The organism is Kitasatospora sp. NPDC001540 (genome assembly GCF_042894345.1).
Classification (GTDB): domain Bacteria; phylum Actinomycetota; class Actinomycetes; order Streptomycetales; family Streptomycetaceae; genus Kitasatospora; species Kitasatospora phosalacinea_C.
Window position 1 is genome coordinate 41,192 of record NZ_JBIAVO010000035.1, and the last position, 26,846, is coordinate 68,037.

The 26,846-nt window shown below is 73.3% G+C and carries 21 protein-coding genes and 2 pseudogenes; 14 read left to right on the forward strand and 9 right to left on the reverse strand.

Annotated features, from left to right (window positions below):
* Positions 1-540: 540 nt before the first annotated feature.
* The 3 genes from ACFY00_RS30730 to ACFY00_RS30740 form a co-directional block, all read right to left on the reverse strand.
* Positions 541-1,746, reverse strand: a complete 1,206-nt coding sequence (locus tag ACFY00_RS30730) for an IS110 family transposase (RefSeq protein WP_388035439.1) — start codon at positions 1,744-1,746, stop codon at positions 541-543.
* A gap of 455 nt (positions 1,747-2,201) precedes the next feature.
* Positions 2,202-3,284, reverse strand: a complete 1,083-nt coding sequence (locus ACFY00_RS30735; RefSeq protein WP_388035442.1) for a hypothetical protein — start codon at positions 3,282-3,284, stop codon at positions 2,202-2,204.
* Entirely contained in the window at positions 3,281-6,769 is a 3,489-nt protein-coding gene (locus tag ACFY00_RS30740; protein ID WP_388035444.1) for a PHP domain-containing protein, read from the reverse strand. Before ACFY00_RS30740 ends, ACFY00_RS30735 begins: the two co-directional genes overlap by 4 nt.
* A gap of 201 nt (positions 6,770-6,970) precedes the next feature.
* On the opposite strand from ACFY00_RS30740, the gene lexA reads away from it, so the two are divergent.
* A complete protein-coding gene (lexA, locus tag ACFY00_RS30745; RefSeq protein ID WP_388035446.1) occupies positions 6,971-7,657 on the forward strand; it encodes a transcriptional repressor LexA in 687 nt (228 codons plus the stop codon).
* On the opposite strand, the gene ACFY00_RS30750 is transcribed toward lexA, so the two are convergent.
* Positions 7,568-8,260 (reverse strand): ATP-binding protein, encoded by a 693-nt coding sequence (locus tag ACFY00_RS30750; RefSeq protein ID WP_388035449.1) that lies wholly within the window; start codon positions 8,258-8,260, stop codon positions 7,568-7,570. The two genes, lexA and ACFY00_RS30750, sit on opposite strands and share 90 nt — an antisense overlap.
* A gap of 246 nt (positions 8,261-8,506) precedes the next feature.
* Between ACFY00_RS30750 and ACFY00_RS30755 the strand changes: the two genes are divergently transcribed.
* From ACFY00_RS30755 to ACFY00_RS30775, 5 genes are all read left to right on the forward strand, one after another.
* Positions 8,507-9,772, forward strand: a complete 1,266-nt coding sequence (locus tag ACFY00_RS30755) for an XRE family transcriptional regulator (protein WP_388035452.1) — start codon at positions 8,507-8,509, stop codon at positions 9,770-9,772.
* Entirely contained in the window at positions 9,769-10,323 is a 555-nt protein-coding gene (locus ACFY00_RS30760) for a GNAT family N-acetyltransferase (protein ID WP_388035454.1), read from the forward strand. The genes ACFY00_RS30755 and ACFY00_RS30760 overlap by 4 nt, the downstream gene beginning before the upstream one ends.
* A gap of 170 nt (positions 10,324-10,493) precedes the next feature.
* The gene (locus tag ACFY00_RS30765; protein WP_388035456.1) at positions 10,494-11,096 is read left to right on the forward strand and encodes a hypothetical protein; all 603 of its coding nucleotides are present in this window, start codon (positions 10,494-10,496) and stop codon (positions 11,094-11,096) included.
* Between the two features lie 88 nt (positions 11,097-11,184).
* Positions 11,185-11,784 (forward strand): hypothetical protein, encoded by a 600-nt coding sequence (locus tag ACFY00_RS30770; RefSeq protein ID WP_388035459.1) that lies wholly within the window; start codon positions 11,185-11,187, stop codon positions 11,782-11,784.
* A gap of 72 nt (positions 11,785-11,856) precedes the next feature.
* Complete coding sequence (locus tag ACFY00_RS30775) at positions 11,857-14,862, forward strand: Helicase associated domain protein (protein WP_388035462.1); 3,006 nt, start codon at positions 11,857-11,859, stop codon at positions 14,860-14,862.
* A 258-nt stretch (positions 14,863-15,120) separates the two neighbouring features.
* Here ACFY00_RS30775 and ACFY00_RS30780 read toward each other — a convergent pair whose 3' ends face one another.
* Complete coding sequence (locus tag ACFY00_RS30780; RefSeq protein ID WP_388035465.1) at positions 15,121-15,654, reverse strand: hypothetical protein; 534 nt, start codon at positions 15,652-15,654, stop codon at positions 15,121-15,123.
* 50 nt (positions 15,655-15,704) lie between these two features.
* On the opposite strand from ACFY00_RS30780, the gene ACFY00_RS30785 reads away from it, so the two are divergent.
* The 4 genes from ACFY00_RS30785 to ACFY00_RS30800 all read left to right on the forward strand — a co-directional run bounded on the left by ACFY00_RS30785 (position 15,705) and on the right by ACFY00_RS30800 (position 18,089).
* Positions 15,705-15,896 (forward strand): hypothetical protein, encoded by a 192-nt coding sequence (locus ACFY00_RS30785; RefSeq protein ID WP_388035467.1) that lies wholly within the window; start codon positions 15,705-15,707, stop codon positions 15,894-15,896.
* A gap of 74 nt (positions 15,897-15,970) precedes the next feature.
* Positions 15,971-16,453: a hypothetical protein gene (locus ACFY00_RS30790; RefSeq protein ID WP_388035469.1), complete on the forward strand. Its 483-nt coding sequence runs from the start codon at positions 15,971-15,973 to the stop codon at positions 16,451-16,453.
* An 80-nt stretch (positions 16,454-16,533) separates the two neighbouring features.
* Entirely contained in the window at positions 16,534-17,349 is an 816-nt protein-coding gene (locus tag ACFY00_RS30795; RefSeq protein ID WP_388035471.1) for a hypothetical protein, read from the forward strand.
* A 41-nt stretch (positions 17,350-17,390) separates the two neighbouring features.
* Positions 17,391-18,089, forward strand: a complete 699-nt coding sequence (locus ACFY00_RS30800) for an HNH endonuclease family protein (RefSeq protein ID WP_388035474.1) — start codon at positions 17,391-17,393, stop codon at positions 18,087-18,089.
* Between the two features lie 318 nt (positions 18,090-18,407).
* Here the strand turns inward: ACFY00_RS30800 and ACFY00_RS30805 are convergent, their stop codons facing one another.
* Positions 18,408-19,313, reverse strand: coding sequence for a hypothetical protein (locus tag ACFY00_RS30805; RefSeq protein ID WP_388035476.1), 906 nt, complete (start codon positions 19,311-19,313; stop codon positions 18,408-18,410).
* 268 nt (positions 19,314-19,581) lie between these two features.
* Here ACFY00_RS30805 and ACFY00_RS30810 point away from each other — a divergent pair.
* Positions 19,582-19,851: pseudogene (locus ACFY00_RS30810) on the forward strand (hypothetical protein); the annotation flags it as partial.
* Positions 19,852-19,861: 10 nt separating this feature from the next.
* Here the strand turns inward: ACFY00_RS30810 and ACFY00_RS30815 are convergent.
* Positions 19,862-21,220 carry a tetratricopeptide repeat protein gene (locus tag ACFY00_RS30815; RefSeq protein ID WP_388035479.1) on the reverse strand — a complete coding sequence of 453 codons (1,359 nt, stop codon included), beginning with the start codon at positions 21,218-21,220 and terminating at the stop codon, positions 19,862-19,864.
* Positions 21,221-21,464: 244 nt separating this feature from the next.
* Here ACFY00_RS30815 and ACFY00_RS30820 point away from each other — a divergent pair, with 244 nt between their 5' ends.
* Positions 21,465-21,959, forward strand: coding sequence for a hypothetical protein (locus ACFY00_RS30820; protein WP_388035480.1), 495 nt, complete (start codon positions 21,465-21,467; stop codon positions 21,957-21,959).
* A 245-nt stretch (positions 21,960-22,204) separates the two neighbouring features.
* Here the strand turns inward: ACFY00_RS30820 and ACFY00_RS30825 are convergent.
* Both ACFY00_RS30825 and ACFY00_RS30830 read right to left on the reverse strand, forming a co-directional pair.
* A pseudogene (locus ACFY00_RS30825) lies at positions 22,205-22,787 on the reverse strand (IS5 family transposase); the annotation flags it as partial.
* 144 nt (positions 22,788-22,931) lie between these two features.
* Positions 22,932-23,621, reverse strand: a complete 690-nt coding sequence (locus ACFY00_RS30830) for a hypothetical protein (protein ID WP_388035482.1) — start codon at positions 23,619-23,621, stop codon at positions 22,932-22,934.
* Positions 23,622-23,765: 144 nt separating this feature from the next.
* On the opposite strand from ACFY00_RS30830, the gene ACFY00_RS30835 reads away from it, so the two are divergent.
* The gene (locus tag ACFY00_RS30835) at positions 23,766-26,270 is read left to right on the forward strand and encodes a multiprotein-bridging factor 1 family protein (RefSeq protein WP_388035484.1); all 2,505 of its coding nucleotides are present in this window, start codon (positions 23,766-23,768) and stop codon (positions 26,268-26,270) included.
* Complete coding sequence (locus tag ACFY00_RS30840) at positions 26,270-26,821, forward strand: helix-turn-helix domain-containing protein (protein ID WP_388035487.1); 552 nt, start codon at positions 26,270-26,272, stop codon at positions 26,819-26,821. The genes ACFY00_RS30835 and ACFY00_RS30840 overlap by 1 nt, the downstream gene beginning before the upstream one ends.
* Positions 26,822-26,846 lie beyond the last annotated feature (25 nt).

Sequence of the window (26,846 nt, forward strand, 5' to 3'; positions counted from 1 at the left end):
TGGCCCCCCCACAACACCCCGCACCACCCCGCGGATGTCCACCCCCCCCCCCCCCCCCCTGCCCCGCAACACGACCCCGGGGGGGGGGGGGGGGGGTGGTCCGCGCACAACACACCCCCCACCCGAGAAGACACTTCTGACGGCCAACCGGAGAACCAGGCCAGCGCCCTGGTGCTGGCACTGGGCGCGACCGCCGCCGAACAAGCCGCGACCCTTCGGGCGGGCCTCGACGACGAAGGCTTCACCGCGCTCCTCGAAGCGCTCTACGCCTCCGTCTGACCCCTACCGTGTTGTCCGCGGACAACACGCATCACGGCGCTGTCGGGTGCCCCCGGTGATAGTTGGGGGCACCCGACAGCGCTTTAAGTGACCGACCTGCCAAGCAGATGGCAGCGACACGGGTGAGGGCGAGGGACTGAGATGGCGCGCTTGAAGCGCCGGCTGCCCGGTGTTGTCCGCGGACAACACCGGGCAGCCGTCCGCTCGGCCCGAATGGCCTGCCGTGCCCATGTTGACCCGGCAGGAATCTCAATGATCGTGTCAAGCCGTCTGCGTGACCGGCGAGGTGGGGGTGAAGAGCCTCTTGTCACGCAGCATCGCCCACAGCACGTCGACCCGGCGGCGCGCGAGCGCGAGCAGGGCTTGGGTGTGCAGCAGCCCTTCGCCGCGTTTCTTGAGGTAGTAGTCCCGGGAGGGGCCGGGCCGCATCATGGCGGTCTGTGCGGCCAGGTAGAAGATGTGCCGCAAGCGCCGGTTGTAGCGCTTGGGCCGGTGGTGGTTGCCGGTGCGGCGGCCGGAGTCCCGGGCGACTGGGGCCAGGCCGGCGTGGGAGGCCAGGCGGCCGGCGTCCAGATAGCCGGACAGGTCGCCCACGATGGCGACGAACTCGGCGCCGAGGATGGGGCCCATGCCGGGCATGGACTCGATGACCTCGGCACGTTCGTCGGCGCGGAAGGTCTCCCGGATCTCACGGTCGTTGTCCTTGATCCGCTCGTCCAGGGCCAGGAGCTGGTGGGCCAGGTCGCAGACCAGCTTGGCAGCCCGCTTCTCGCCGGGCAGTTCGATCATCTGCGACTGCGCGGCTTCTACCGCCTTCGCGGCGACCTCGCCCGGGTTGCGGACCTTGCGGCGCTCCAGCCAGGTGGTGAGCCGCTTGACACCGATCCGCCGCAGGGCGGCCGGGGTCTGGTACTCGGTCAGCATCACGACCGGGCCCTTGGCCGAGGAGTAGTCGAAGGCCCTTTCCAGGGCCGGGCAGATGCCGACCAGCAGGTCGCGCATCCGGTTGATCAGCCGCACTCGGTCGGCGATCATGTCGGCCCGGTAGTTGGTCAGCACCTGGAGCGTGGTGACCAACTCGGGCGGGGTGTCCAGCCGGGCGAAGCCCTTCGGGCGCATGCGTGCCTGGTCGGCGATGACGCGCGCGTCCTTGGCGTCGGTCTTGCCCTCGCCCTGGTAGGCGCCGGACATGCGGTTGACGGTGCGCCCGGGCACGTAGACGGCGAGTTGGCCGTGGGTGATCAGCAGGGCCAGCAGCAGGGTCGATGCGCGGCCGGAGATGTCCACCGCCCACCGGATCTCGTCGGCCTTCTCCCTGGCGGTGTCGATGAGTTGGAGGATCTGAGCCTCGTCGTTGATCACCTTCGTCGAGAACACCGTCTCGCCGTCGGCATCGACCGCGACCGCCCAGTGGTGCCCCTTGCCGGCGTCGATACCGACCCATATCCGCTCGTGAGACGCGCTCAAGCCCGTCGCTCCGTATCCCTCGTGACCAGCTCCTCGTGGTCCGAAGAACACTCCGCCGACAGGTCCCTAACCAGCGATGACCGCAGTTCTCAATCAGTGGTCGGAGCGTCCCGAAGGACCGGGCGGCCATTCCTTCGGAGCCATCAACGGCAACCAGCCATCAGCCACACCCGGTCCTCCCGGACCGCCTCACATTCTTAGGGAACCAGCCATCAGCTCTTGCCTTGCTCTCTACAGGACTCCAACCCCCGAGTGGGTTGAACGGCGCTGACTGCGGAGATACCGACGCGCTGCACAGCTGGGGAGCCCGGCGGGCAAGCGCATGCGTTCAGGAGCCGACCGGCCAGGGGCAGGACGATGGGCAGGCCGGTATCGCGGTCGCCCCCGGTTCTCGTGGCGTTCGGCATGACCCGGGACGACCAGCTGGCGCCCCCATGCGGGCCGGTCCCACCAGATCACTGAAGCTGATGGTCAGGTTCCCAGGAACTGGGTGCTGCCCGCTCTCGGGCAGGTGAGTTTTCCCAGCGGCCGTGCGGGGGTGGTGGCAGGAGAGAAGCGGGGGTGACAGCGCGGTGGCCGAACCGGTGACGGGCGCGATCGGCGGCGGCTTCGTGACGGCGGGCGAGGTCGGGGGCGGGATCGAGGGTGAGTTGCCGGTGGGCGGTGTCCGCGGGCGCGAGCTCGCCGGCGCGCAGTAGGAGAGTGCGGACGCGGGCGCGTTGGAGGCCGAGGGAGTGATGGAGGCGGTAGGCGGTACCGGTGAGGTCGGGGGTGTGGTCGGTGGGCTGTGCCGGGCGGCGGGTGCGGGTGGTGGTGGTGCGGTCGGCGTAGCGGACGGTGAGCGTCAGCGTCCCGGCCACCTGGCCGCGGGCGCGCAAGGCTGTTCCGAGTTGGTGGGCGAGGTGCAGGAGGGCGGCACGCTGGCGATCGGGATCGAGCTCGTCGGCGGGGAAGTGGTGCTCGGCAGTGATAGCGGGTTCGGGGCGGGCGGGGACGACGGAGGTGGGGTCGATGCCGCGGGCGTGCTGGTGGAGGCGGGTGCCGGGGCCGGTTCCGAGGGCCCGCTGGAGGGTGGGCAGGGGGGCGGCGGCGATGAGGCCGAGGGTGGTGAGGCCGAGCTGGGCGAGGGTGTGGGCGGCGGCCGGGCCGATGCCGGGCAAGGCGGTCGGCGGCAGCGGGGCGAGGAAGGCGGCCACCTGCTGCCCGGTCAGCACCCGCAGATCACCTGCGGGTTGGGTGCGGGCGGCGAGCTGGGCAAGCAGTGGGTTGGGGGCGGCCGCCGACGTGGTGTCGGTGGAGTGGGTGGCCAGGGCGCGGGCGCGGATCATCGCGGCGAGGCCTGCCGGGTCGGTGTGGAAGTAGGGGAGGGCGCCGGAGATGTCGAGCAGTGCGGCGTCCGGGGGCAGAGCCTGCACGACGGGCGTGATCGCTTCGAGGAGGTCGAGCAGCACCTCGTAGTCGGCAGGCTCCGGCTCGCCGCCGGGCGGGTGGAAGCGGACGTAGAGCACCGTCGGCGCGGTGCCCGTGCGGGCGCTCACCCGGGCACCCCCGGAGCGGTGCGGCGCGGCAGCGTCGATCCCGGCGGGTGCGGCCCAGGCCGGTGCTCCGGTCCCTCGTTGGCGCCGGGGCCGGGCGGGGCGGCGGGGTGGGGGAGTTGTTCAGCGAGGCGGGCGGCGACGGCGGCCAGGCCGCCGTCGCGGCGCAGTTCGGCGAGTTCGGCGAGGTTCCAGCAGGCGGTGGCGGTGACGGAGGCGCGGCGGCTGCCGCGCCGGGTGACGGTGCCGCGCACCAGCAGCAGCCCGGAGGTGAAGATCGTGCGGGCCGCGCTCTCCTGGGTGTCTTCGAACACGGCGATGTCGACCATGCCGTCGGTGCCGTCCAGAGTGAGGAACAGGACGCGGCGGCCGGAGGGGGTGGGCGGGGCCATGGTGGAGGAGCGGATTCCGGCGACCAGCACGGTGGTGCCAGCCTCCACGGCGGCCAGACGGCGGGCGCTGACGGTCCCGAGTTCGCGCAGCAGCACCAGGTGGTGCTCCATCAGGTGGCTGCTGACGTCGACGCCGAGGTGCAGCAGCTCGGCGCTGACCTTCTCCAGGTCGGTCATCTCCGGCAGCCCCGCGCCTCCCGCGGCCGCGGCCGCGCCGTCGTTCGGGCCGGTGACGGGCAGGGGGAGCTGGCCGTCGGTGGCGCCGCGGGTGTGCTGGTCGCGGTGGAGGTCGGCGGCCTGCAGCAGCAGGTCGCGGCGCTGCAGGGGAGCGGCGATCTGGTCGAGGGCGCCGACGGCGATCAGCCGGTCGATGACGGACCTAGATGGCCGGGCACGTTCCCACAGGTCCGGCAGCGAGGTGTAGGGGCGGGAGGCGACGATCCGCTGGATCTCGGCGGCGGTGATGCCGTGCACCGCGGACAGCGCCATCCGCACGCCCCAGGTGCCCTGGTGGCGTTCCAGCTCGTAGTGGCCGGTGGAGTGGTTGACGTCGACGGGCAGGATCGGGACCTGGTGGCGGCGGGCGTCGGCGACGATGACTCGGGCCGGCCACATGCCGGGCTCGTGCTCTAGCACCCCGGCGACGTGGGCGGCGGGGAAGTGCGCGCGAAGCCAGGCCGCCTGCAGGGCGGGGACGGCCAGCGCGGCAGCGTGCGCCTTGCAGAACCCGTAACTGGCGAAGGAGCTGACGGTCGACCACACCGCGGCCCGCACCGCCTGGTCGTAGCCACGCTGTCCGGCTTCCCGGTCGAACCAGGCCGCGAGGCGCTCGCGGCGGCCCGGGTCGGCGAGGGCGCGGCGGGCCTCTTCGGCCAGGACGAGGTCGCAGCCGGTCATGGTCGCGATCGTTTCGATCAGCTGCTCATGGAACACCGTGATGCCCAGGGTCGCCCGGAGTGCGGGTTCGAGGTCGGGGTGCGGGTAGGCGGGGGCGGCGCCGCGGCGGGCGCGCACGAGGGCGGCGGGCATGCCGGAGGCGACCGGCCCCGGGCGGAACAGCGCGATCGACGTCACCACGTCCCCCGCGGTGGTGGGCACCAGCCGGGAGAGGAGTTCCTGCTGCCCGGGGGATTCCAGGCCGGGGACGCCGATGGTGTCCGAGGCGCGCACCATCGCCAGGGCGAGCGGGTCCTCCAGTGGCACGGAGGCCGGGTCGTCCAGGGCCAGGCTCCGGCCGGTGGTGCGGGCGACCTCGCGCACCGAGTAGGCAAGCGCCGACAGGGCGCGCATCCCGATCAGGTCCAGCTTGATGCAGCCGAAGCCGTCCCCGACCGCCTCGCCCGCGGTGCGGCCGAGCTCCACGTCGTCCTTGTCCGCCATCACCATCGGGATCCCGCCCATCGACGTGGGCTGGACCGGCAGCCGCTCAAGCAGCGTCGCATCGGTGACGATCAGCCCGCACGGGTGCTGCGCGTAGCCAGCCACCGCGCCGTCCAGCCCCTCGGCGAGCTCCCACAGCCGCCCGTAGCGCTCCGCCTGGCGGGCCAGGAACCGCAGCTCCGGCAACTCCCCGAGCGCGGAGCGGATGTCCGAGGCCCGCACGTGCGGGAACGCCTTGGCGACCTCGTCCACGACATCCGGCTCCAGGCCCAGCGCCAGCCCGGCAGCCCGCAGCGCCTGCCGGGCCCGGTAGCGCTGCGGCATCCCCGTGATCGCTGTGCGCTCCGCGCCGAAGCGTTCGATCACCCGGTGGTAGACGTCCATGCGGCGGTGCGCCTCGATGTCCAGGTCCACGTCCGGCATGTCCAGGCGCCGCGCGGTCAGGAACCGTTCGAACAGCAGCCCGTGCTGCAGCGGGTCCGCGGCCGCGGCGCCAAGCAGGTGGCACACCAGCGACCCGGCCGCCGACCCGCGCGCCGCCACCCGCACCCCCATCTCCCGCACGTCGCGCACCACCTGATCGACCACCAGGAAATACACCGGGTAGCTGGTCGCCGAGATCACCGCGAGCTCGCTCTCCAGCCGCTCCAGCACCCGCCGCTCCCGGTGGCGGCCGCGGCGCACCAGCTCCGCCTCGCACCGCGCCCGCAGCTCCGACTCCGCCGCACCCGGCCCGGGCCCGGCGCCGACAGTGTGCGGCTCCGGCAGGTGCGCCCGCCCCAGCTGCAGGTCCCGGTGCGGCTGCAGCGCACACTCCTCACCCGCGGCCCACGTCTCGGCCAGCAGCCGCACCGCCCGGCCCTCACCCAGCCCGGCCGCCGCCGCGATCCGCACTGCCGCTTCGCGCATCGAGGCGGCGTCCAGCAGCCACCGCCGCCCCGAGTCCACCACCCGGGCGTCCACCGGCCGCAGCAGCCGCGCCGCATCCAGCACGTCCGCCAGCACGTGCTGCCCCGGATCGGCGTAGCGGACCGCGCCCGACAGCACCACCGGCACCCCCACCCGGTCGCCGAGCAGCACGGTGCGCGCCGCCACCCGCAGCGACCCCGGCCCTTGGCCGCCCGTGCAGTGCGCCACCGCCTCCAGTCGCACGCGCGTGCCGAACACCCCGATCCACGGGGCCAGCAGCCGCTCGGCGGCATCCGACCGCCCGCGGCGCAGCGCACGGCCCACTTCGCTGGCGGGTCCCAGCAGGGCCAGCAGCCCGTCGCCGGAGGCGTGTTCGCGCAAGCGCGCCCAGGAGACGATCGGCGGCCCGTCGGCCAGGTGGGCGGCGGAGACCAGGCGGCACAGCGCCGCCCAACCAGCACGGGAGGTGGCCAGCAGGGTGATGCGGTGGGGGTGTTCGAGGACGTGGGCGCCGCCGCGCACCGGTGCCCGGCTGCCTGCGGCCGCGGTGCCCGCCCCGGCGGCGGGGGAGGGGGTGGGCGCGGCGCTCTCTACGGCCAGGTCGACGCCGAGGATCGGGCGCACCCCCGCCTGGCGGCAGGCGCGCACGTGCCGGACGGTGCCCGCGGTGGTATCCCGGTCGGTCAGGGCCAATACGGCGATCCCGCGCTCCGCGGCCCGACGAGCCAGCTCCGCAGGGCGGCTGACGCCGAATCGGGCGCTGAACGCGGAGGCGACGTGGAGGTGCACGGCCGACACGCTCGTCACCTCCGCTCTTCGTCAGCCCCCTCGGTCGACCACGGCGCTCCCCAGCACCCCTACCCCTAGATCAAACACGTGTTCGAATTGATCGTCAATCCGTATTGCCCCAGGTGGGGGCGGGGTTCGAGATGAAGGAATCGTCGACATGTTCGATTCGCAGGCGTAGAGTCCGCCCCCAAGACCCGCACCAGGCAAGGGAGCCACGGCATGCCCCACACCGAGAAGGCTCCCGGGCGCCCGCCCGGCGTCCGCACCGACGAAGCCGGGCTGACGCAGCGCCAGCGCCGCATTGTCGATGTCATCAACGACTCCGTGCAGCGCCGCGGCTATCCGCCGTCCATGCGCGAGATCGGCCAGGCCGTCGGCCTCTCCTCCACCTCCTCCGTCGCGCACCAGCTGCTCGCCCTGGAACGCAAGGGCCTGGTGCGCCGCGACCCGCACCGCCCCCGCGCCTACACCGTCTCCCACCACCGCCTGGCCGCGCTGGGCGACGCCGCGGCGCCAGGTGCCGCTGGACTCCCGCTCTCCCACGTCCCCCTGGTGGGCCGGATAGCGGCCGGCGGCCCGATCCTTGCCGAGCAGGACCTCGAGGACGTCCTCCTGCTACCGCGGCAACTCGTCGGCGAAGGCGAGCTGTTCGCCCTCACCGTGCGGGGCAACAGCATGGAAGGGGCCGCGATCTGCGACGGAGACTGGGTGGCCGTCCGAAGGCAGCCCGTCGCCGAGAACGGCGACATCGTCGCCGCGATGATCGACGGCGAAGCCACCGTCAAGCGCTTCAAGCGCGAGGACGGCAAGATCTGGCTACTCCCGCACAACCCCGCCTACGAGCCGATCCCCGGCGAGAGCGCGACCATCCTCGGCAAGGTCGTCGCCGTCCTGCGCCGCCTCTGAGGACAGCCCTCCGGCGGACCCCCGGCCGCTCGGGTCTGCAGAGGCTGCCACGAGCTCGGTATCCGCCCCAGCATGGGAGCAGGGCCGGGCGACAGCGGTCGGTGGAGTGCACGCCTCTGCGCCTTCTCTCCAGGCAGGCGACTGCTGACCAGCCGGGGCCCCGACGATCGCCCAGACCCTCTTCCCGGCGCTCTCGGGAACCACGCCCCAGCGGTGGTCGGAGAGGTGGTCGACCAACGCCAGGCCGCGGCCGCCCTCCGCGCTGCTGTCGGCGCCATCGTCGACGAGGACGGGCATCGTGCGGCAGCCGTCGCGCACCACGACGCGGACGGCGACGCCGGCGACCAGCTCGACCTCCAGCTCCAAGCGCCGGCGACAGCCGGTCTTGACGGCGTTGGTGACGAGTTCGCTGACGACCAGCACCGCGGTGTCGACGAGGTCGGCCAAGCCCCACCGGGTCAGGTGGTCGCGCACCAGGCGCCGGGCGGTGCCCACGGAGGCGGGCTCGTAGGGCAGGGCCCACAGCTGAGGCTGGGAGACGGGAGCGGGGCGCGGCGGCCCGGACGTCTGCCGCTGCGCCAGGGCCGTTTCGGGGGTGGTCATCGCGCGCCCCTCGGGGCGGGGCGGTACCGCCCGATTGTGGAGAGGCGACACCGCCGGGTGCCGGCCGCCGCGGCGCGCACGCTGCTCCCCGGGGGACGGAGATGGCGCGCCGCGGGGGCGGTTCTTCCAGTCAACGGCCAGGCGGGGCCTTGGGGGAGGCACGTTTTCGGAGGAGTTGCTCCCCGGGAGGGGGACGTTTTTACCGACGGGATCCCGGCCGGGGGGCTTCGGCGCTACGGTGCCCGCATGGAGGGCAATCAGACGCTCCGTCAGAAAATCGACGACCTCGGGCTGACATATGCCGAGGTCGCGCGCCGAGTGAACGCCGCGATCCGAGAGCTGACCGGACGGTACGGGACGTGCAGCGAGCGGCGGGTCAAGGCGTGGACCTCGGGTGCGACGCGCTGGCCGCACGAGAAGCAGCGGATCGCGCTGGAGGCGGTGTTCGGGTGCCCGGCTGAGATGCTCGGGTTCGTCCCGCGGACGCAGCCGCGACCGCCCGCCCCCGTGGAGCCCTCTTCCGTGCACCGCCGTACCCTGCTGGCCTCCGGCCCCGCCGCGCTGGCCACCTCCGCTCTCCCGCGTCCGGCTCGCACCAGCCTCGGCACCGCCGATGTGCTGCGACTGCGGCAGGAACTGGAGGACCTGACCGCGCTGGACGACCACCACGGCGGTCACGACAGCCTGGAGCGCAACGCCGTGGCCGGTGCGCAGCGGGCGCTGGCGGCGCTGGAGGGGGCGTCGGCGTCGGAGCGGGTGCGGGCGCGGGTGCTGGGGGTGGCGGCGGACTACTACGGGCTGGCGGGGTGGTCGGCGATCGACGCGCACCAGCTGCCGCGGGCGCAGGCGCACCTGGACGTGGCGATGCGCCTGTCCGGGCTGGCGCAGGATCCAGCCGGGGTGTTCCGGGCGTGGAACGGCATGGCGCTGCTGGCGCGGCACCGCGGCGCGCATCTGGAGGCGGTGGCGGCGGCGAAGGCGGCGCGTTCGACGGGGGCGGCGCGCAGCGACGCGGCCTTCCGCAGCCTCGCCCACGCCCGTACCGCGGTGGGCTACGCGTACAGCGGGGAGCGGCAGGCGGCCCTGCGGGCCCTCGGGTTGGCCGGTGAGGCGCTGGCGCAGGCAGAGGCGCGGGCGCGGCCGTCGTGGATGGCGTTCTACGACTGGGGGGAGCTGCACGCGCTCTCCTCCATCGTGCTAGACCGGATCGGCTCACCCGCCGAGGCGGAGCGCTCCTCACACCAGGCCCTGGCGCTGGTGCCCGCCCAGTTCCGGCGCAACCGGGCCCACGCCATGATCCGGCTGGCGCTCACCCAGCTCCACCAGGACGAGCCCGAGCTCGCCGCGGCGACCGCAGGCGCCATGCTCGACCTGATGCGCGGCGACGCGCTGCCCGGGCGGCTGCGCAGCCTGCTGGGCGACTTCCACCGCAGCCTGCTGGCCCTTTCCCCCGGCGGGGCGGCTGCGCGAGAGTGGGCGGACCGCTACCGCGCAGAATGGAGCAGGCCATGACCACCGGCACCGGCACCGACGGCATCGAGCTGACGCACTACCAGCACGGACAGCTGCCCGAGAGCTTCCGGGAGTTGCTGCTGCAGGTCCACGCCGACGCCTACGCCGACCAGATGGACGACGAGTTCGTGCAGAAGTTCGCCTGGTTCGTCGACCACTGGAGCTCCCTGCCCGGCTTCACCTGCGTCGTGGGCCGCGACGCCGACACCGGAGAAGCAGTGGGATTCGCCTACGGGGCCCCGGCCACGATGTATCGGGAGTGGTGGCGCGAGCACCTCGAACAGGCCCCCGCCGACAGCAGTACCTACGCCCTGTCCGAGCTGATGGTGCGCCCGGCCTGGCGCAAGCGCGGCGTCTCCCGCCTGCTGCACGACGCCCTGCTCGCCGACCGCCCCGAGGCTTTGGTGGTGCTGCTGGTCGACCCCGGCCACCCGCGGGTGAAGGACCTCTACGAGTCCTGGGGATACCGCCAGGTCGGCTACCGGCAGCCGTTCGCCGACAGCCCCCGCTATGCGGTGATGCTGCGCGAGCTGGCGTTCGCCGCGGTTTAGCGGAAGTGTACGGGGCCCAGAAAATACGACTAACCCCCGGGGGGTAGCTCAACTGCCCCCCGGGGGTTAGTCTTGTGGTGTCGGGTTCAGCCGACACCACTCCGCCCGCCGGGCTCTGACCTCCGGCGTGCGGCCTACCTGGGAGGTTACCCATGTCCGACGGCACCCGTGTGACAATCCGAGAGGTCACCGGCGACGACGACGCCCTGTTCCGCTGGTACGACCGCGAGTCCCAGCCGCAGTCCGCCTTCGTGGAGCTCGAGCTGGACTCCGGCACGCTGCTGGCCGACTACGACGGGATCATCGGCAACGGGATGCCCTCGCGGGTCTACCACCGCATCGACGTGCGCTTCCCGCTCGGCCAGATCCTCACCCCCAAGGGCGCCAACGACCTGCTGGCCGAACTCGCGCCGCTGGCGCAGCGGGTGCTGGACGGCTCGGAGGTCGAGTGGGACGGCTCCAACCACGTCGGGCGCATCCTGACCGAGGACGCGCAGGCCGCCCACGACGAGATCGAGAAGCGCTGCGCGGAGGTGTCGGAGTGGGACGGAGGAGTGCTGCAGGTGTACTCCGTCGACACGATCGGCGACCTGTGGAGCGCGGAGGACGCCGGGGTCACCGCGCAGAGCACCGACGAGGAACTCGAGGCGATCGTCAAGCGGCTGGAGCAGGAGGTGGCCGAGGGCGCGGGCAACAGCGCGGTGGTCCACGGCCTGGGCGGCTACCTGAAGGAGCTGCGCCGCGAGCTGCAGGAGGACCAGGACGAGGACTGACCGGCGCCGGGGCCCGGGCGGACGCCGCCCGGGCCCCGGCCCTTCGCCAACGGCCGCACCCGCCCCCGCCCTTGAAGGAGCACCGAACGTGAGCAGCACCCCGGCCCCCGCCTCGAAGTCCGTCGCCGAGCTGCTGGAGGCCTACCAGGAGATCGGCCTGCGGCAGGACCTGCAGCGCAAGAAGAGCGAGCAGTTGGCCGACGAGAAGGCGCACCTAGTGGCCGAGCTGGTGGCCGTGGAGCGGCGCGCCGGTGCGGACCTGCCGAAGGACAACCCGCGCAAGCGGGCGGCCGACCTGCTCGGCGTCGCCCTCGGCACGGTGGACAAGGCGCTGGCGCGGGCCAAGGAGCGGGCGCGGCCGAGCTTCTTGCCCGGCAACCTGCTGGAGCAGCTGCTCGACCTGGAGCTCGCCGAGGTCCCGCCGCTGCGCCGCGAGCAGTGGCAGGCCATCGCGCACGTCGTCTCCGGCACGGTCGTCGACTCCACCTGGCTGCACAACCCCGGTGAGCTCCTCGCCTGGGACCTGGAGGAAGCCGGCCTGGAGTACGGGGACCTGGAGGGATGGGACACCGCGCCGCTGGCCGCCGCGGCGCGCTCCTGGCGGCGCGTGCAGGCGCTGGCGGTGCTGGAGGCGATCCGCCAGGGCGCCCTCGACTCCCTTCCCGACCTCCCCGACGACGAGAGCTGACCCTCCCCGCCCCGGCCCGGCCCTGTCCGGGAAGGGCGGTGCCGCCTTCCCCCCTTTCGCTGGAGCACAGCCATGACTTCCCTCTCCCTCGCCACCGACGCTCCCGCGGGCGCGCCCGCGGGAGCTGCGTTGCCCGGCCCGCGCCGCACCGGTCTGCGGCCCTACCAGCAAGAAGCCGTCGCGGCGATCGTCGCGGGCCTCGCCGACGGGGGCAGCGGGCAGTGGCACGCCTGCTGCGGCTCGGGCAAGACGCTGGTGGCGCAGCGCGCCGCCGAGGAGATCCTCGGCGCGGAGGGGACGGTGGCGGTGCTGGTGCCGTCGCTGGCGCTGGTCGCCCAGACTCTGGCCTCCTGGCGGGCGAACTCCGCGGTGGGGCCGGTGGAGGCGTTGGCGGTGTGCTCGGACGAGACGGTCGCCGATGCGGCCGCGCACCTGGAGGACCTGCCGTGCGCGGCCACCACCGACCCGGCGCAGGTGGTCGCCTGGCTGCGCGCTCCCGTGCGGGGGCGGCGCCTGGTGGTGGGCACCTACCAGTCGGCCGACCGGCTGGCCGAAGCCGTCCGCGGCACCCGGGCGCTGGACCTGCTGGTCCTGGACGAGGCCCACCACCTGGCCGGCCGCGCCGACATGGCCATCGCCCGCTGTCTGGACCGTACCCGGCTGCCCGCGGTGCGCTCGCTGTTCCTGACCGCCACCCCCCGCATCGAAAGCGGCGCCCGCACCGAAGGTGCACCGCTGCTGACCATGGGCGATGCGTCCGTGTTCGGGAAGGTGCTGCACGCCTACCCGTTCTCCCGGGGCATCGCCGAGGGGTACCTGGAGGACTACCGCGTCGCGGTGATCGGTATCGCCGACCGTGAGGCCCGGGCCCTGCTGGCCGATGCCGCCACCGAGTACGTCGACCGGATCGGCGCCCCGTCGCTGCAGACCGTTGTCGCCCAAGCCGCCCTGGTCAAGGCCCGCGAGCAGTTCGGCGTCCGGCGGGCCCTGACGTTCCATCACAGGGTGGACGCGGCCGCCGAGTTCTCGCGTACCCTGGCCGCCACTGCCAAGCGGCTGGGCGCCGACACCAGCGGCCTGTACGCCCGGCACGTCCACGGCGAGATGCCGCACGCGGTGCGCCGCGACATTCTGCACCGCCTGGCCGCCATCGGCGACGACGGGCAGTGGGCCGCGGTCAGCAGCGCCCGCTGCCTGGCCGAGGGAGTCGACGTCCCGGCCGTCGACGGCATCGTCTTCGCACACCCCAAGAAGTCCGCGGCCGACATCGTGCAGGCCGTCGGCCGCGCACTGCGCCGCCACCCCGACACCCCCGGCCCCTCCACCATCATCGTGCCGATCGTCGTGCCCGAGCAGGACGGCGAGATCGGCGACCTGGAAGCCGGCGACTACCGCACCCTGTGGCAGGTCATCCGCGCGCTGCGCGCCCACGACGAGCCCCTCGGCATCGCCCTGGACCGCCAGCGCTCCCACAGCCACACCGACAACCCGCAACTGCCCGCGAAGATCGCCGTCGTCCTGCCCGAGGGCGCCTCGCAGCAGGTCATCGACCAACTCACCCTGCTGACGGTGCGCCAGAGCACCTCCCCGTGGTGGGAGCACCTGGCTCGCGCCCGGGCCTTCCGCGCCGAACACGGCCACCTCGACATCCCGCTGCGCCACAGCAGCCCGGACGGCTTCAAGCTCGGCAACTGGCTGGTCCAGCAGCGCACCTTCCACGGCAAGGGCTGGCTGCTGCCCGAGCGCGCCGCCCAGCTGGAGGAACTGGGCATCGTGTGGGATCCGGCCGAGGCCCGCTGGCGGGAGATGCTGCAGCTCTGCACCGCCTGGCACAAGGAGCACGGCCACCTGGACGTCCCGAACGCCACGACCGTCACCGTCGACGGCGCCGAGGTGGACATCGGCAACTGGCTCTCCCACCAGCGCACCTACCGTCGCAGGGGCTTCCTGAGCGAACACCGGGTGGCCGCACTGGACGCGCTCGGATTCGACTGGTCACCCAACACGAGCAGCTGGCAGCGCATGATCGACGCCTTCACCGCCTACCGCGACGCCCACGGCGGCGACCCCAACGTCCCGCTACGCCACATCACCGACGACGGGATCCGGCTGGGGGCCTGGGTCAACCAGACGCGGTTCAAGGGCAAGCGGGGCAAGCTGCCCGCCGACCGCGTGGAACAGCTCACCGCCGCCGGCTTCAACTGGGAAGGCGGCCGCTACAACCACCTCGACGCCGTCCGCGCCCACTACGCCGAACACGGCACCCTCGACGATCTGGGCGTCGCCCACGGCCTCAACCTCGGCCTGTGGCTGGAGCGGCAGCGCACCGCCCACCGCAACGGAACCCTGGACGCCGCGCTCACCCGCGAGCTGGAGAGCTTCGGCATCGACTGGACGCCAGCTGCCGTGGACCCCTGGCAGCGGGCCCTGGCCGCCGCCCGCGCCTTCCACGCCCGCACCGGCCACCTGCGCCCGCCGATCCGGCACGTCGAAGACGACGTGCCGCTGTCGGACTTCCTCATCAAGACCCGCAAGCGCCGCCGCGAGGGGAAGCTGAGCCCCGAGCAGGTCGCCGACCTGGACGCCCTGGGCATGGTCTGGGAGCCGGAGGCCGCCGACTGGCAGCGAGCCCTGCGCGCCGCCCGGGCCTACCACGCCCGCACCGGCCACCTGCGCCCGCCCACCCGGCACATCGAAGACGGCTACCAGCTCGAGTCGTTCATCAACCGCACCCGCAAGCGCCGCCGCGAGGGGAAGCTCACCGACCAGCAGATCGCCGACCTGGACGCGCTGGGGATGGAGTGGGAGCCGGAAGCCGCCGACTGGCAACGCGCCCTGGACATCGCCCGCGCCTTCCACGCCCGCACCGGCCACCTGCGCCCGCGCGACAAGCACGTCGAAGACGGCTTCGGCCTGTACACATGGCTCTACCGGCAGCGCCGACGCCGGCGCGACGGAAAGCTGACCGAGCAGCAGATCGCCGACCTGGACGCACTGGACATGGTGTGGGAGCCGAGCACCAGTACCTCCCGCACCAGCAAGCCCGCCGACCCGCCCCCGCCCGCGGAGCCCACATGACCAACTGGACAGACCTGCCCCCGCCGGTACCGGCAGCCGACTGCGCTTCCTGCGGCGACGAAGCGTGCCCGCAGTGCGGAGGCTGCTCGTGCCCTGACCTGTACTGCCCGTGCACCGGACCGGGCGTTGCGGGGGAGCTGGACACCTTCGACTCGCTGTGACCAACGCATCCGGAGGCACCGGCAGTTCGCCGGTACCCCCAGCTGCGTCAATCACAGCGGGGCCGCACCCGACATCGCGGCCGATGGGGGACCAGCCTCACTGGCAAACCGGTGTCCTCACCAAGGCGGTGTCGCCGAGCAGACGGGCGGGCTGGGAAGCCAGCCACGCGCGCAGGCTCCGCTCGGCGTCCGCGAACAGGGGGCCGGAGCGCCAGACGGCCAGAACGGCGCCGTCGGGCCGTTCCTCCAGCGAGGCGCGGGTGTCGCCGCCGTGGAAGAGGCTGAGCAGGTAGGTCTGCTGGCGGGCTGCGGTGAACGGGGCGCTGGCATTGGCCACAGCGGCGGCCACGCGCGCGTTCGTCTGGGCGGCCACGCGCGCGGTGCGCGGGTTCATGCCCAGGTGGCGGGCGGCGGCCGTCAGGTCGGCCCCGTTCTCGACGAGGAAGGCGAGCTTGGCGACCTCGGTCGCGGGCGGGGCCTTCTTGGCCCGCCGCCGGTCCCGGGTCTCCTGGTTGTGGGCGGCCCGGCAGGCCGGGCAGCGGCCCTTGGTCCGCCATCCGCTGGGAGTGCCGCACGTCTCGGGGGAGGCGGCGCACTTCGGGGCGAGGGCGGCCGCCACGCTGCTGGTCACGGTAACGCTTCCTTGCCCCCGAGGCCACCAGCCACGGGTTGCGCGCCGGGGTGCCCGCCGACCTCGGCGCGGCCGGCCACAGCGCCGCGGAGATCCAGGTCATCACCGACGGGGACTGGAAGACGATCGGTATGGTCGAGCACTACGCCAAGGCCGGGCTGCGCCGCGCCGGGAAGGCCACCGCGGGCAAGGCCCAGGAGGCCCTCGACAAGCTCGTCATCCCCGGCGCCGAGGCGGTGTAGAGCGCGCCGCCGGGCTGCGCCCGCGCGCCCCGCCGGGGCCGGGGCCGGTCAGGGGTGCGGGGTACCGTCGCCGGGTGAGCAGCGCACCCGATCCCGAGTCCCGCCGTGACCTGAGCGCGGTCGCGGTCGCCGAGCTCTTGGTGGAGCACGCGGTCGAAGCCGTCTTACGGGCCCCGGCGCCGGTGGTGTGCCTCGGGCTGGTCGCCGAACTCGAGGAGCGGGGCCTGCTGTGGGAGGGGATGCTGGCGCTGCTCGGGCCCACGGCCGGGCTGCGCATCCACGACCTGGGTGAGGAGCAGGCCGTGAAGAAGCTCGCCGCCCTGGCGGACACCCCGGACAAGGTCACCGCGCTCACCTACCGGCTGTGGGCGGAATTCCGAAGCCGCGGGTCGGCGGCGGCCCGGGAGGTGTGGGACGCTGCCGCGGTCGAACTACAGCGGGGCGCGGCGGCGCAGCTGCTCGTCGTCTACTGCGCCGCGATCGGCGGGGAGGCCGGGCGTCTGGGGCCGCGGGAGGCGGCGCGGTTGACCGGGGCCGTGGTGCCGGTGACCTGGTAGCCGGTGCGGGCCTGGGTGCGCTGGTCACTCCTGCCGCGGGCCGGCGCCGCAGTCACCGCACCCACGCCGTCGCGAACCGGGTGCGCTGGGCCCAGACCAGGATCAACACCGCGGCGCACTTCCTCACCGCCCTCCACGCCGACGGGCGCACCCTGGCCCAGGCCACCCAGCACGATGTCGACCGCTGGCTGGCCGGCGGCCGCAGCACCCGCTACGACATCCGCGACTTCCTGCAGTGGGCCGCCCGCCGCGGCCACTGCGCCGACCTCACCGTCCCAGTGCGCCGCAGCCCCGAGCCCGAGGCCATGGACGAGGAGGCGCACTGGGAGGTCCTGCACCAGTGCCTGACCGACACCGAGCTGCCTCTGGAGGCCCGGGCCGCCGGGGCGATCCTGCTGCTGTTCGGCCTGGAAGCCACCCGCATCGCCGCGCTGCCCGTCTCCGCGGTCAGCGGCACCGGCGACCAGGCGGCGCTGGTCTTGGACCAAATCCCCGTGAGGCTGCCCGCGTCGCTGGCCAGCCTGCTGCTCGAACTCACCCACCGGCCGCCGCCCGTCGGCTGGGCCGCCAACCGCCCTGGCCGGTGGCTGTTCCCCGGTACGGAACCCGGCAGGCACCTGACCAGCACGGCCCTGATGCGCCGCCTGGTCGAGTGCGGCATCCCCATCCGGCCAGGGCGCGCCACCGCGCTGGTCCAACTCGCCCAGGACGTGCCGCCGGCGGTCCTCGCCCCGCTGCTCGGCCTGCACATCACCACCGTCGTCAAGTGGCGCCAGCGCGCGGCCACCGACTGGACCGCCTACCTCCAAGCCCGTACAACCAGCCGGAGCCAGGGCAGTGGCACGAGCGCACTGTCGCCGGTCAACGCCGGGAACGGCCCGCCGACCATCGGGTGACGGACCGACACCTGCCGCATGCGAACCGGTAGCTGTACGGCATGATCATTTCTACCCGGTGGCGCCGCGGCGCCACCGCCCTTGCCGCCCTCGCCCTCGCCCTGATCCCGGCTGTCCCGGCCTCGGCAGCCCCGGCTGCGGCTGTGCCGCCCGCCGCCTCGACGCCCGCGGTTTTCTCTCCGCTCCGGCAGCTGCCGAAGCCCCCGTCGGTGGAGCAGGTCCGTGTGGAGCTCGACGAGTTGGTGGTCGAGGCGCCGCACTCCATGGACGGGTACTCGCGGACGAAGTTCCCGCACTGGGCGATCCAGTGGGGTACGTGCGACACCCGCGAGGTGGTCCTGGCCCGCGACGGCGTCGACGTGGTGCAGGACGGGCAGTGCCGGGCGGTCACCGGGACGTGGGTGAGCGTCTACGACGACAAGGTGCTCACCGCGGCGTCGCAGGTCGATATCGACCACATGGTGCCGCTCGCGGCGGCCTGGCGTTCGGGCGCGGACGGGTGGGACACGGCCAAGCGCAAGGCGTTCGCCAACGACCTGGAGCACTCGCAGCTGGTGGCGGTCTCGGCGGCGAGCAACCGCTCGAAGGCCGACAAGAGCCCGGATGCGTGGAAGCCGCCGGCGGCCGCGTACTGGTGCGAGTACTCGCGGGCGTGGACGGATGTGAAGTACGTCTACGGGCTGAGCGTTACCGAGCCGGAGAAGCAGGCGCTGGTGGAGATGCTGGACACCTGCGCGTAGGTGGCGTTCCATGCGGCACCCTCAAGGCAAGGCTCGGATGGGCGGGAGTTTGAAGGTGTAGGCGCGGCGCTGAGGCCAGCCGGGTCGGTTCGCACCTCTACAAGGGCGATATCCGGGCCCGGTCGCACAGGGCGGACAGGGAGCGGTGGCCACGATCGCAGGCATCTCCAACTTGCCGTTGGGGGAGCGGAGGCTGTCGTGATTGCCAGGGCCTCGTCCCGGCTTCGGCTGCCCAGCGCTGTCCTGGCGTGCGCTCTGCTGCCGTCCGGTCCGTCGGCGGCCCATGTCGGTTTCTGGCGCGAGGGCTGGGACAGGGGATCAGTACAGGTCGGCGATCCAGGCGTAGTCGTCTGGATTGCGCATCTGGGTGAGGGCGGTGTGCAGGCCCTGCTTCTCGGCGAGGTGGCGGAGCCAGGGAACGGGGGAGAGGAGGTCGGCGAGGTGGTCGGTGGCTTCGGTGTCGAGGAGGGCGTCGAGGTCGGCGGGAATGGGGTCGTCGACAAGGCAGAGCCAGGCGAGGGCTGCGCTGATCCTGACTTCCGCCGGACGGGCGGGGTCCTGCCACCATGCGCGGGCGCGGGCGACAGCGTCGGCGTCACGCTGCTCCCAGGCCAGTTCGCCGATGGCCAGGACCAGGCTCGCGCGCGTCACCGGGTCGTCCTCGGCATCGAGGTGCGCGTGCAGGGCGGCCGTGATGCGGTCGCGCGCTGGAGGCGTCGCGGCCGAGAGTGCGTAGGCGGCACCTGTCCGGACCGCTGAGACGGTGTGGGAGAGCAAGGGGAGCAGCAGGTCCGCGCCTTCGGTGAGGGCTTGTCGTGCAGCCTGGATGGACCAGGTGCTCACGTAGCCGCTGGGTTCGAAGGCGAGGCTGTCGGCGGGGGCGCTTGTGCGCAGCAGTCCGGTGCGGGTGCCGTCGCCGAGGTGGGAACGGCGGGCGAGGGTCCCGACCAGGTGGAGTGCGCGGGGCAGTGGCACGGGGTGGGTGAGGGCGATGCGGATCAGGAAGGGGACGGCGAGGGCCCCGGCCGCGTTGGGGGTTCCCTGGTGGCAGATCATGTCCCACAGGACGTCCACCTGGTCGTCGGCCCCGCGGGCATCGGCACAGCGGATCCGCTCCAGTCTTTCGGGCAGGTCGCTACCGGGGCCGAAGGCGTGGTGGAACCTCTCCCACGGCACCGCGGCGTAGTCCAGGCCGTCCTTGACGGCGGGATCCATCGCACTCACGACCACCCGCACGTCCTCAGACGTGCCGGCGTGGAACTCCAACCCGCCTGCTTCGTAGATCGCCGGGATGCCCTGTCCGCCCCGCCAACTCACAACGACTCCGACCTCCTGCTCACCGTTCGAGCATGTCCCGCCCGCAGGGCAAGATCAACAATGCTCATGCCGATGTACGGTAGCGCTCGCCTCCGACACCGGCTGGCGCAAGCAGCCGCCGGGGAATACGGCACGGTTGGAATGACGCTCCCCGCCAGTCGGCGCCTCCGCCTGGTCTGCTGCCGAGCGGCAGGCCTACGCCAACGATCTGGACGAGCCTCGGGCGCTGATCGCGGTGTCCGCGAAGTCGAACAGGTCGAAGGCCGACAAGGACGTCGCGGAGTGGCTGCCGCCGGCCGAGGCGTACCACTGCACCTACCTGATGGATTGGACGGTGGTGAAGACCCGTTGGGGCCTGACGGTGGACCAGATCGAGGCGGACGCGCTGCACCGGCTCGCCGAAGGCTGCCCGAACGAGCAGCTCACCGTCACCCGTGCCCGCTGACCGGTTGAGGTCAGAACGGGGGCGTGTCGGCCCGCATGTCTGGCGTCGGGGTCGGTGGGGGCGGGGGAGCGGTGTGCTGGAGGGCGGCCACGGCTTCCTCGACACGGTCGAGCTCGATGAGGTACTCGGCGCGTGCCTGCCGGTGGGCGGGGGGTGGTCCGAGGAGTGCGAGGGCCTGTTCGGGGCGGCCGGATGCAGCGAGCAAGTCGGCGACGGAGCAGATCGCGTACCCGGCGCTGCCTTCGGGGTGGGCCCGGGCGAGGTCGGCCGCTTCGTCGACCCGGCCGCAGGCGGCCATGAGGGCGAGCCTCGACTCGAAGAACTCCCACCCCTCCTCCTGGCCGCGGTGGCGCTCCCTCATGGCATCCAGGTAGGCCAGGCCGTCGAGGGCCCGGCCCTGCTCGACGTACAGGGTGCACAGCTCCGCGACGACCCAGTCCTCCCCATTGCCGAGTACCTCCGTGTACGCCCGCAGCTCCTCGACCGCCTCACCGGCGCGCCCGTGGCGGGCCAGCAGCCGCGCCAGCAGCACGGCGTGGTTCTCCCGCCAGTGCTCCGGATTGCCCGGGTGCCGGTAGAGCGCCGCCGCGCCGTCCACGTCGCCGCGCGCCTCCAGCACCTCGGCCAGGCACTGCGTGGCGGACCCGAAGTGCTCGTCGGCCGCGTAGGCGCGCAGCTTGTCGATCCGCCCGTGCCGGGCCAGCAGGTCCGCCAGCCGGTCGCGACCGTTGACCTGGACGGTGCGTTGCTGCCGGAGCAGGACGATGGCGTCGTCGACGCGGCCCTGCCGTTCGCGGATGACGGCGAGCAGTCCGCGGGCGGTGTCGGTGTCGAAGCCGCGGCAGCACCAGGGGAAATCGGTGCACCGGTGCTCGGCGATCCGGGCGGCGAGCAGCTCGGCGGCCTCCTCCGCACGGCCGGCCGCGAGGGCGGCCTCGACCAGGGCGTCGATGCGCCCGTGCTCGTCGGCGTGCGGCAGCAGCAGGTCGAACGCCTCCGACGCACGGCCGTGCCGGGTTAGCAGCCGGGCGTAGTGCTCCAGCGCGTGCGGGTGGCCCAGGGCCATCCGGGCCCGGACGGTCTCGATCGCCTCCTCGATGCGGCCGCCGTCCTCCAGCAGCCCGGCGACCTCCACGACGGCCGTCCACCACGTCGTCGCGGCGTACGGCGCCAGCACCCCCAACGCCTCCTCCAGCCTGCCGTCCCCCGCCAGCACCCAGGCCCACGCCCTGGCACAGAACCACTCCCCGCGCCCGGCCTGCTGCGCCACCACCGCGGCATGCCCGCGTTCCAGGAGCCGGTCGACCAGCTCCGGCGGGATGACCCCGGAGTCGGGACGGTACCAGCACCCAAGATCGTCAGCGTTCATGGCAGCGGACCGTAGTACCCACCCCCGACACACTGCTGGCCCGCCCGTCCGCGGCCCCTTTGCCGGCTGATCCGCGTCGGCTTCTGCTGCATCGCGGCCGGGTCAGCGAACTCGGCCGCGCTGCTGCGCGGACCGTGGCAGAGTTGGTGCCGTCCGCGGGCACCACACCGGCAGCCGGCGCAGAGTCCTGATGGCCCGACAGGTTGGGGGAGCGGTGCACGAGGTGGCTGCGGATGACGGGCTCGTGAGTTTCGCGGACTTCTGCGCCGATCCGGGCAACTCCTCACCGGGCACCCCGCGGCCTGGCAGCGCCGCTGCCCGTGGACCGGAGCCCGAGGCCGCCGAGCACACCCGGGCGCCGCTGGTGCTGGACGCCGAGACGGGCCGGGTCCGGGTGATGGAGTCGAAGTGCTGGACGTGCATCGGCCGGCCGACCACCACCCTGAGCGCCGAGCGGCGCCGTGAACTGCTGGGCCAGCAGGAGGACGGAAGCTACGACGAGGGCTGGACCGTGTGCCACTCCACGCTGCAGGAGGCGCCGTACGGACTGCCGCCCTCGGTGTGCGCCTGGACCGCCCAGCACCCCCAGGCCGCCGAACGCTCCCTGGCCATGCGGGTGGGCCACTGCACCGGCTTCGAGTACGTGGACCCGGCCCCGACCTTCCCGCCCGCGGCCGAGCAGCGCAGCCCACCAGCCAGGACAGCACCTGCGGCAGCCCCCGTACAGCCGCAGAGCTGATGCAACGTCCGGCAGCTGAGGACGCTGGGGGATCCGCCTGCCAGGCAGACCATCGGGTGCACCGACGGCGTCAACGCGGTGCGGCCGATCCGCGGAGCCGGGATCCGGCGGGTGGGCCTGCTGCTGGCCGTCGGCGACGGCACGGCGCAGCCCGGCCTCGGGAAGGATGGTCTTGAGCCGGACCGCGTCCTCCTTCGCCCGGAACCGCGCAGCCGATCGAGGCGCTCCTGGACTTCCCGAACCTGGCGGGCGTGCTCGCGGGCGGCCGCCACCTTGGCGCTTGACCCTGATGCGTTCCAGAATTGGGATCAACTGCGGGCTGTCGCCCCACTGGCCCGGCGTGATCAGCATGGCCAGTGGACGGCGGCCTCCTTCCCCGGCGAGGTGGATCTTGGAGGTCAGACCGCCACGCGACCGGCCGAGTCCTTCGTCGGTGCGGTGCTGCCGGGGCGTGGACCTCCGCTTTGGGATCCGGGGTGTTCGGCGCGGTGCACCGGCGGCATGCTGGTGAGCCCGGCACGAGGTGGAGTCCACGCTCACCATGCTCCAGTCGATGCGCCCCTGGGAGTCGGCCTCGGCCTGGACGGCTTGGAGGATCCTCTCCCAGGTGCCGTCCGCCGACCATCGGCGGTGGCGCTCATAGACGGTTTTCCAGCTCCCGAACCGGTCCGGCAGGTCCCGCCACGGGACACCGGTGCGCACCCGGAAAAGGATCCCGTTGATCACCATCCGGTGATCGGCCCAACGCCCGCCGCGGCGCCCGGTCTTCGGCAGATTTGGTGCCAGTTGTGCCCACTCGTCGACCGTCGAGCGCCCCGGCCAGGGCACGCGGCTGCACCTCCCAGGCTGTGTCTGCTCCTGCAGCGGCTCCGTGAATGACCAGCAGAGGGCCGCCCAACGGGGCGGAGCGTGCAGCGGCCCCCGGTCGCAGTGACCCGGGGGCCGACTGCCGCCCGATCGGGCGGTGCTTGGTCAAGGGGTGCCGCCGCGGCGGCGCAGCTCCTTGTCCACGAAGGCCTGCCAGTTGTCCATCCAGGTGTTTCGCTCTGGGGAGTCGGCGTCTTTGGGCATGGCAGCGAGGTGCTCGGGGAGGACGACTTCCGCAGCGTCGTAGAGCTCGTGGTCGGCGACGTAGGCGAGGACGACAGCGCCGGTGGAGTCGGTGACGACGGCGGCGACGTCACCGTCGGTGTGGCTCAAGCTGCGCTGGACCGCGTACTGGGCGCGGCTGACGGCTTGTTCGCGGCTGCGGGCGGAGGCGGTGCTCACCTTCCGGGCACCGGGGCGGCCGCCGAGGAAGTGGGTGCGCCAGATGGTTCCGGCGGCCGTGGGCCAGCGCTTGCGGGCCGCCTGGCGGCTGATGCCGGCGGCCTCGCCCAGCTCCGGGAAGCCCGCACCTGCCCTACCGGCCCGCTCGGCGGCTTCCTGCGCGATCCGCTGCCCGGCTTCGGCGTAGGCGGTGGCGACCTGGAGGTGCAGCAGGTGGATCCTGCGGGCCGCGGGCGAGGTGGGTCGCATCGCGTTGGGGGTGCTCGGCGGCGTCTCGCCGAGGAGCCCGGCCAGGTGGCGGGTGTGGCGCCAGATCTCGTCGCGAATCTGGGCGGCCAGCTGCGCGCCTTTCTCGACCTCTCCGTCGGCGTTGAGCCACGTGTCATCTGCCATGCGGGAAACTATAGTGACCCAAAATGACATTTGACAACCATTGCTTCCAATGCTTGGATGGTGGAGGTTGAACTGGACTGCCAGCCGACTCGGTCGGCCCGTGGCCCGGTCGCGTACGCCATCACATAGGAGGGGCGGACCTCGATGTCCGACGAGCTGTTCGACTCCGTGGACGCGTTGCTCGCCGCCGTGAGCACCGGGCTCCCGGCTCCGGCGGAGCGCAAGCGGCTGCGCCTGGCCGCCGGGCTGACGCCCGCGCAGATCGCCGCGGCGCTGCGCGTCAACTCCGCTCTGGTGACACAGTGGGAAGACGGCGCCGCCGTCCCAGGCCCGGACGTCGCCCCCGCCTACATGCGTCTGCTGGAGGGCCTGGCCGCCCGCTTCCCCGCCTCCAAACAGCCCACCGCACCTCCCGCCCCGGTGTCGTCCGCCGCGCCGGTGCAGCAGACGGCCGCCGCTGCGCCACAGCAGGGTGTGGCGCTGGATCAGAACCCGGATGGTTCGCTGGTGATGGGCCCGGCCGCGCCGTGCGTGCAGTGCGGACAGCCCTCCGTCTACCGGGCCCAGGGCCGCCCGATGCACCTCGGCGGCTTCTGCCGTCCCGCGGCCGCCACCCCCGCGCCCGCGGCCACTACCCCGGCCGAGCCTCAGGCCCCCGCGGCCGCCGCTCCGGCCCCGGCCGCCCAGGGCACGGACGTCCCGGCCGCCCAGGCCGAACCCGCGCAGAGCACTCCGGTACCGGCGGCTGCCCCGCAGTCCCGGCCCGCACCGCAGGCCGCCGCTGCTCCGGCGCGGGGCGGACAGCGCCCGACCCCGGCCCGTTCCCAGGGCCGTCCGTCCGCGCCGCGCGCCGCCGGTTCGGCCGCGGCGGCCGCGCCGGTGGCCAGCCGGTGGGTGCCGGTGGTGGCGCTGGATGTCGCCGAGGACGGCACCTGGGTGCTGGACGTGCCGAGCTTCCCGGTCCCGGCCGGGCCGAAGCTGGCGGACTGGTTCGCGTGGCTGGGCACCGGGCTGCCGCTGCGGGTCGAGCGCGCCCACCCGCAGGGCCGGGGCGGGGACGGCGCGGTGTGCCTGACCGCCGCCGCCCTCAAGCAGCTCGGCCTGCCCGCCACGCTGCCGAGCACCGGCAAGGCACTGAACGCGCTGCAGGCGAAGCTCGCGAAGGCCGCCGCGGCCGTGGGCATGGAGGTCTCCGAGAGCATCGGGCCGGTGTTCCGGGCGTTCCGCCGTGCCGGGTCGGCGGGCGGGCCGAAGACCTCGCTGCAGGTGACCGTCGCGCCGTGGCTGGGGCAGGGCGATGCCCGGCAGCAGGCCGTCAGCGCGCTGGCCGCGCCGCTCGCCACCGCCCCCGACGGCGCCCGGGACGGGGCGACGTTCGCCCGCCGCTACCGGGCCTTCACCGCCGACCTCGGCGTCGCCCCGGGCGCGACCACCGCCTCCACCGCGATGCTGCTCCTGGACGCGGTCCGGCCGCGGGTGGAGTGGGTGAAGGACGAGGCGACGGGGGAGTGGTCCTCGCACCTGCGCGAGGGCGCGCTCCCGGCCGGGGACCGGTGCGTGCCCATCGCGGCCGGCGCCCGCCACCCCCTCACCCGCGAACTCCTCTCCCAGAGCCGGACGGTGTGCGAGGAGGAGGACTACAAGTGGTGGGCCCGGCAGCTCACCGACGACGAGAACGGCCGCCAGTTCGCGGTCGCGGTCGACGTCTGCGCCTCCTACCTGTCGGTGACCGACTCCCTGCCGCTGCCGATCGGTGAGCTGGAGCACGTGAGCAACCCGTCCTGGGGCAAGGGCAAGACCGCGGGCCTGTGGCTGTGCGACTTCACCGGCGTCGAGGTCGACGAGCTGCTGCCGCACCCCGCCACCTTCCACGGCCGCCCGCCCACCGGGCCCGGCTGGTACGCCACCCCCACCGTCGCCTACATGGCCTCCACGTACGGCTTCGACTCGGCCAGCATCACCGAGGCGTACCTGTCCACGCACACCGCGCCGCTGCTCAAGGAGTGGACGACGCGGGTGCGGGGCGGCTACAAGCGGGTCTACGCCGACCTCGGCCTCATCGACGGCCAGGGGCCGGAGGAGTTCCTCGCCGCGTACGCGGTCCACAAGGAGGTCGGCACCGACGCGGTACGCGCCGACGCCCTGACGCTGGCCAAGCTGTACAAGAACATCTACAAGGGCGGGATCGGGAAGTGGTCCGACTCCGCCCGCCACCTCAACGACGAGCAGTGGCTGGAGAAGGTCGCCGCCTCCTGGTCGTACCGGCCGGAGATCCGCTTCCACATCATCGCCGCCGCCCGCATCGCCGCCCACCGCCGCCTGCGCAAGACCTACCTGCTCACCGGCCGGGCCCCCTTCGCGGTCAACGTCGACTCCTATCTCTACGCCACCGACCAGCCCTCCCCGATCGAGCTCCTGCCCATCAAGGACGACGGCTCCCCGGTGCCCGGCGCGCTGCGCCTGGGCATCGCCCCGGGCAGCCACAAGCACGAGTCGTCGATCCCGCTGCAGGCCGCGGTGGAGGCGATGGAGCGCCGCGAGCACCCCTCCAAGCTCACCCACCAGTACGCCACCGACGGCACCCCGATCCAGACCAGCACCGCCACCGAGTCCGAGAGCACCGACGAGCAGAAGGAAGTTGAGAACTGATGGCCGGCGGATTCCGCGGCCTGTTCGGGAGGGTCCGCGAAACGCTGTTCCCCTCCAGGCGGGCCCCTGTCCAGACCACCACCCAGGCCGGGCAGGTCCGGGAACGCAAATACGGCGGCAGCACCAGAGCGATGGCCGCCGCCTACGGCGTCTCCGCCCGCACCGTCCAGCGCTGGGTCGACGGCAGCCGCCACCCCACCGGACCCCACCAGGGACGGCTGCGCACGGAGGCCGTCGAGGTGCAGACCACCGAGCGCGGCCGCGCCCGCAGGGCCAGGCAGCTGGCCCAGCTCGGCCCGCACTCCGGGATCACCGCCCGAGTTGGCCGCACCCACACCTTCAACATCCAGGGCTCGGACGCCGTCCGCGCCCGCGACATCCACCTCGACCTCACCGGCGACCAGGCCGCCGCCCTCGCCCTCGCCCAGGACGAAGGAGAGGTCCGCGAGATCATCGGCCGGGCCCTGGCCGACTACTTCAACGGCGGCTCCTACGGCGGCTTCAGCCCGGACGACTTCGAGTACGACACCGACGACTTCGACCTGAGCTGACCACAGCCCATCACCAAGGGGCGGC

Bases quoted from the DNA above. Each gene is read 5' to 3' on its own strand.
- lexA (WP_388035446.1), top strand. From the start codon at position 6,971: ATGCCCCACACCGAGAAGGCTCCCGGGCGCCCGCCCGGCGTCCGCACC.
- ACFY00_RS30750 (WP_388035449.1), bottom strand. From the start codon at position 8,260: ATGACCACCCCCGAAACGGCCCTGGCGCAGCGGCAGACGTCCGGGCCG.
- ACFY00_RS30755 (WP_388035452.1), top strand. From the start codon at position 8,507: ATGGAGGGCAATCAGACGCTCCGTCAGAAAATCGACGACCTCGGGCTG.
- ACFY00_RS30760 (WP_388035454.1), top strand. From the start codon at position 9,769: ATGACCACCGGCACCGGCACCGACGGCATCGAGCTGACGCACTACCAG.
- ACFY00_RS30775 (WP_388035462.1), top strand. From the start codon at position 11,857: ATGACTTCCCTCTCCCTCGCCACCGACGCTCCCGCGGGCGCGCCCGCG.
- ACFY00_RS30800 (WP_388035474.1), top strand. From the start codon at position 17,391: ATGATCATTTCTACCCGGTGGCGCCGCGGCGCCACCGCCCTTGCCGCC.
- ACFY00_RS30815 (WP_388035479.1), bottom strand. From the start codon at position 21,220: ATGAACGCTGACGATCTTGGGTGCTGGTACCGTCCCGACTCCGGGGTC.
- ACFY00_RS30830 (WP_388035482.1), bottom strand. From the start codon at position 23,621: ATGGCAGATGACACGTGGCTCAACGCCGACGGAGAGGTCGAGAAAGGC.
- ACFY00_RS30835 (WP_388035484.1), top strand. From the start codon at position 23,766: ATGTCCGACGAGCTGTTCGACTCCGTGGACGCGTTGCTCGCCGCCGTG.
- ACFY00_RS30840 (WP_388035487.1), top strand. From the start codon at position 26,270: ATGGCCGGCGGATTCCGCGGCCTGTTCGGGAGGGTCCGCGAAACGCTG.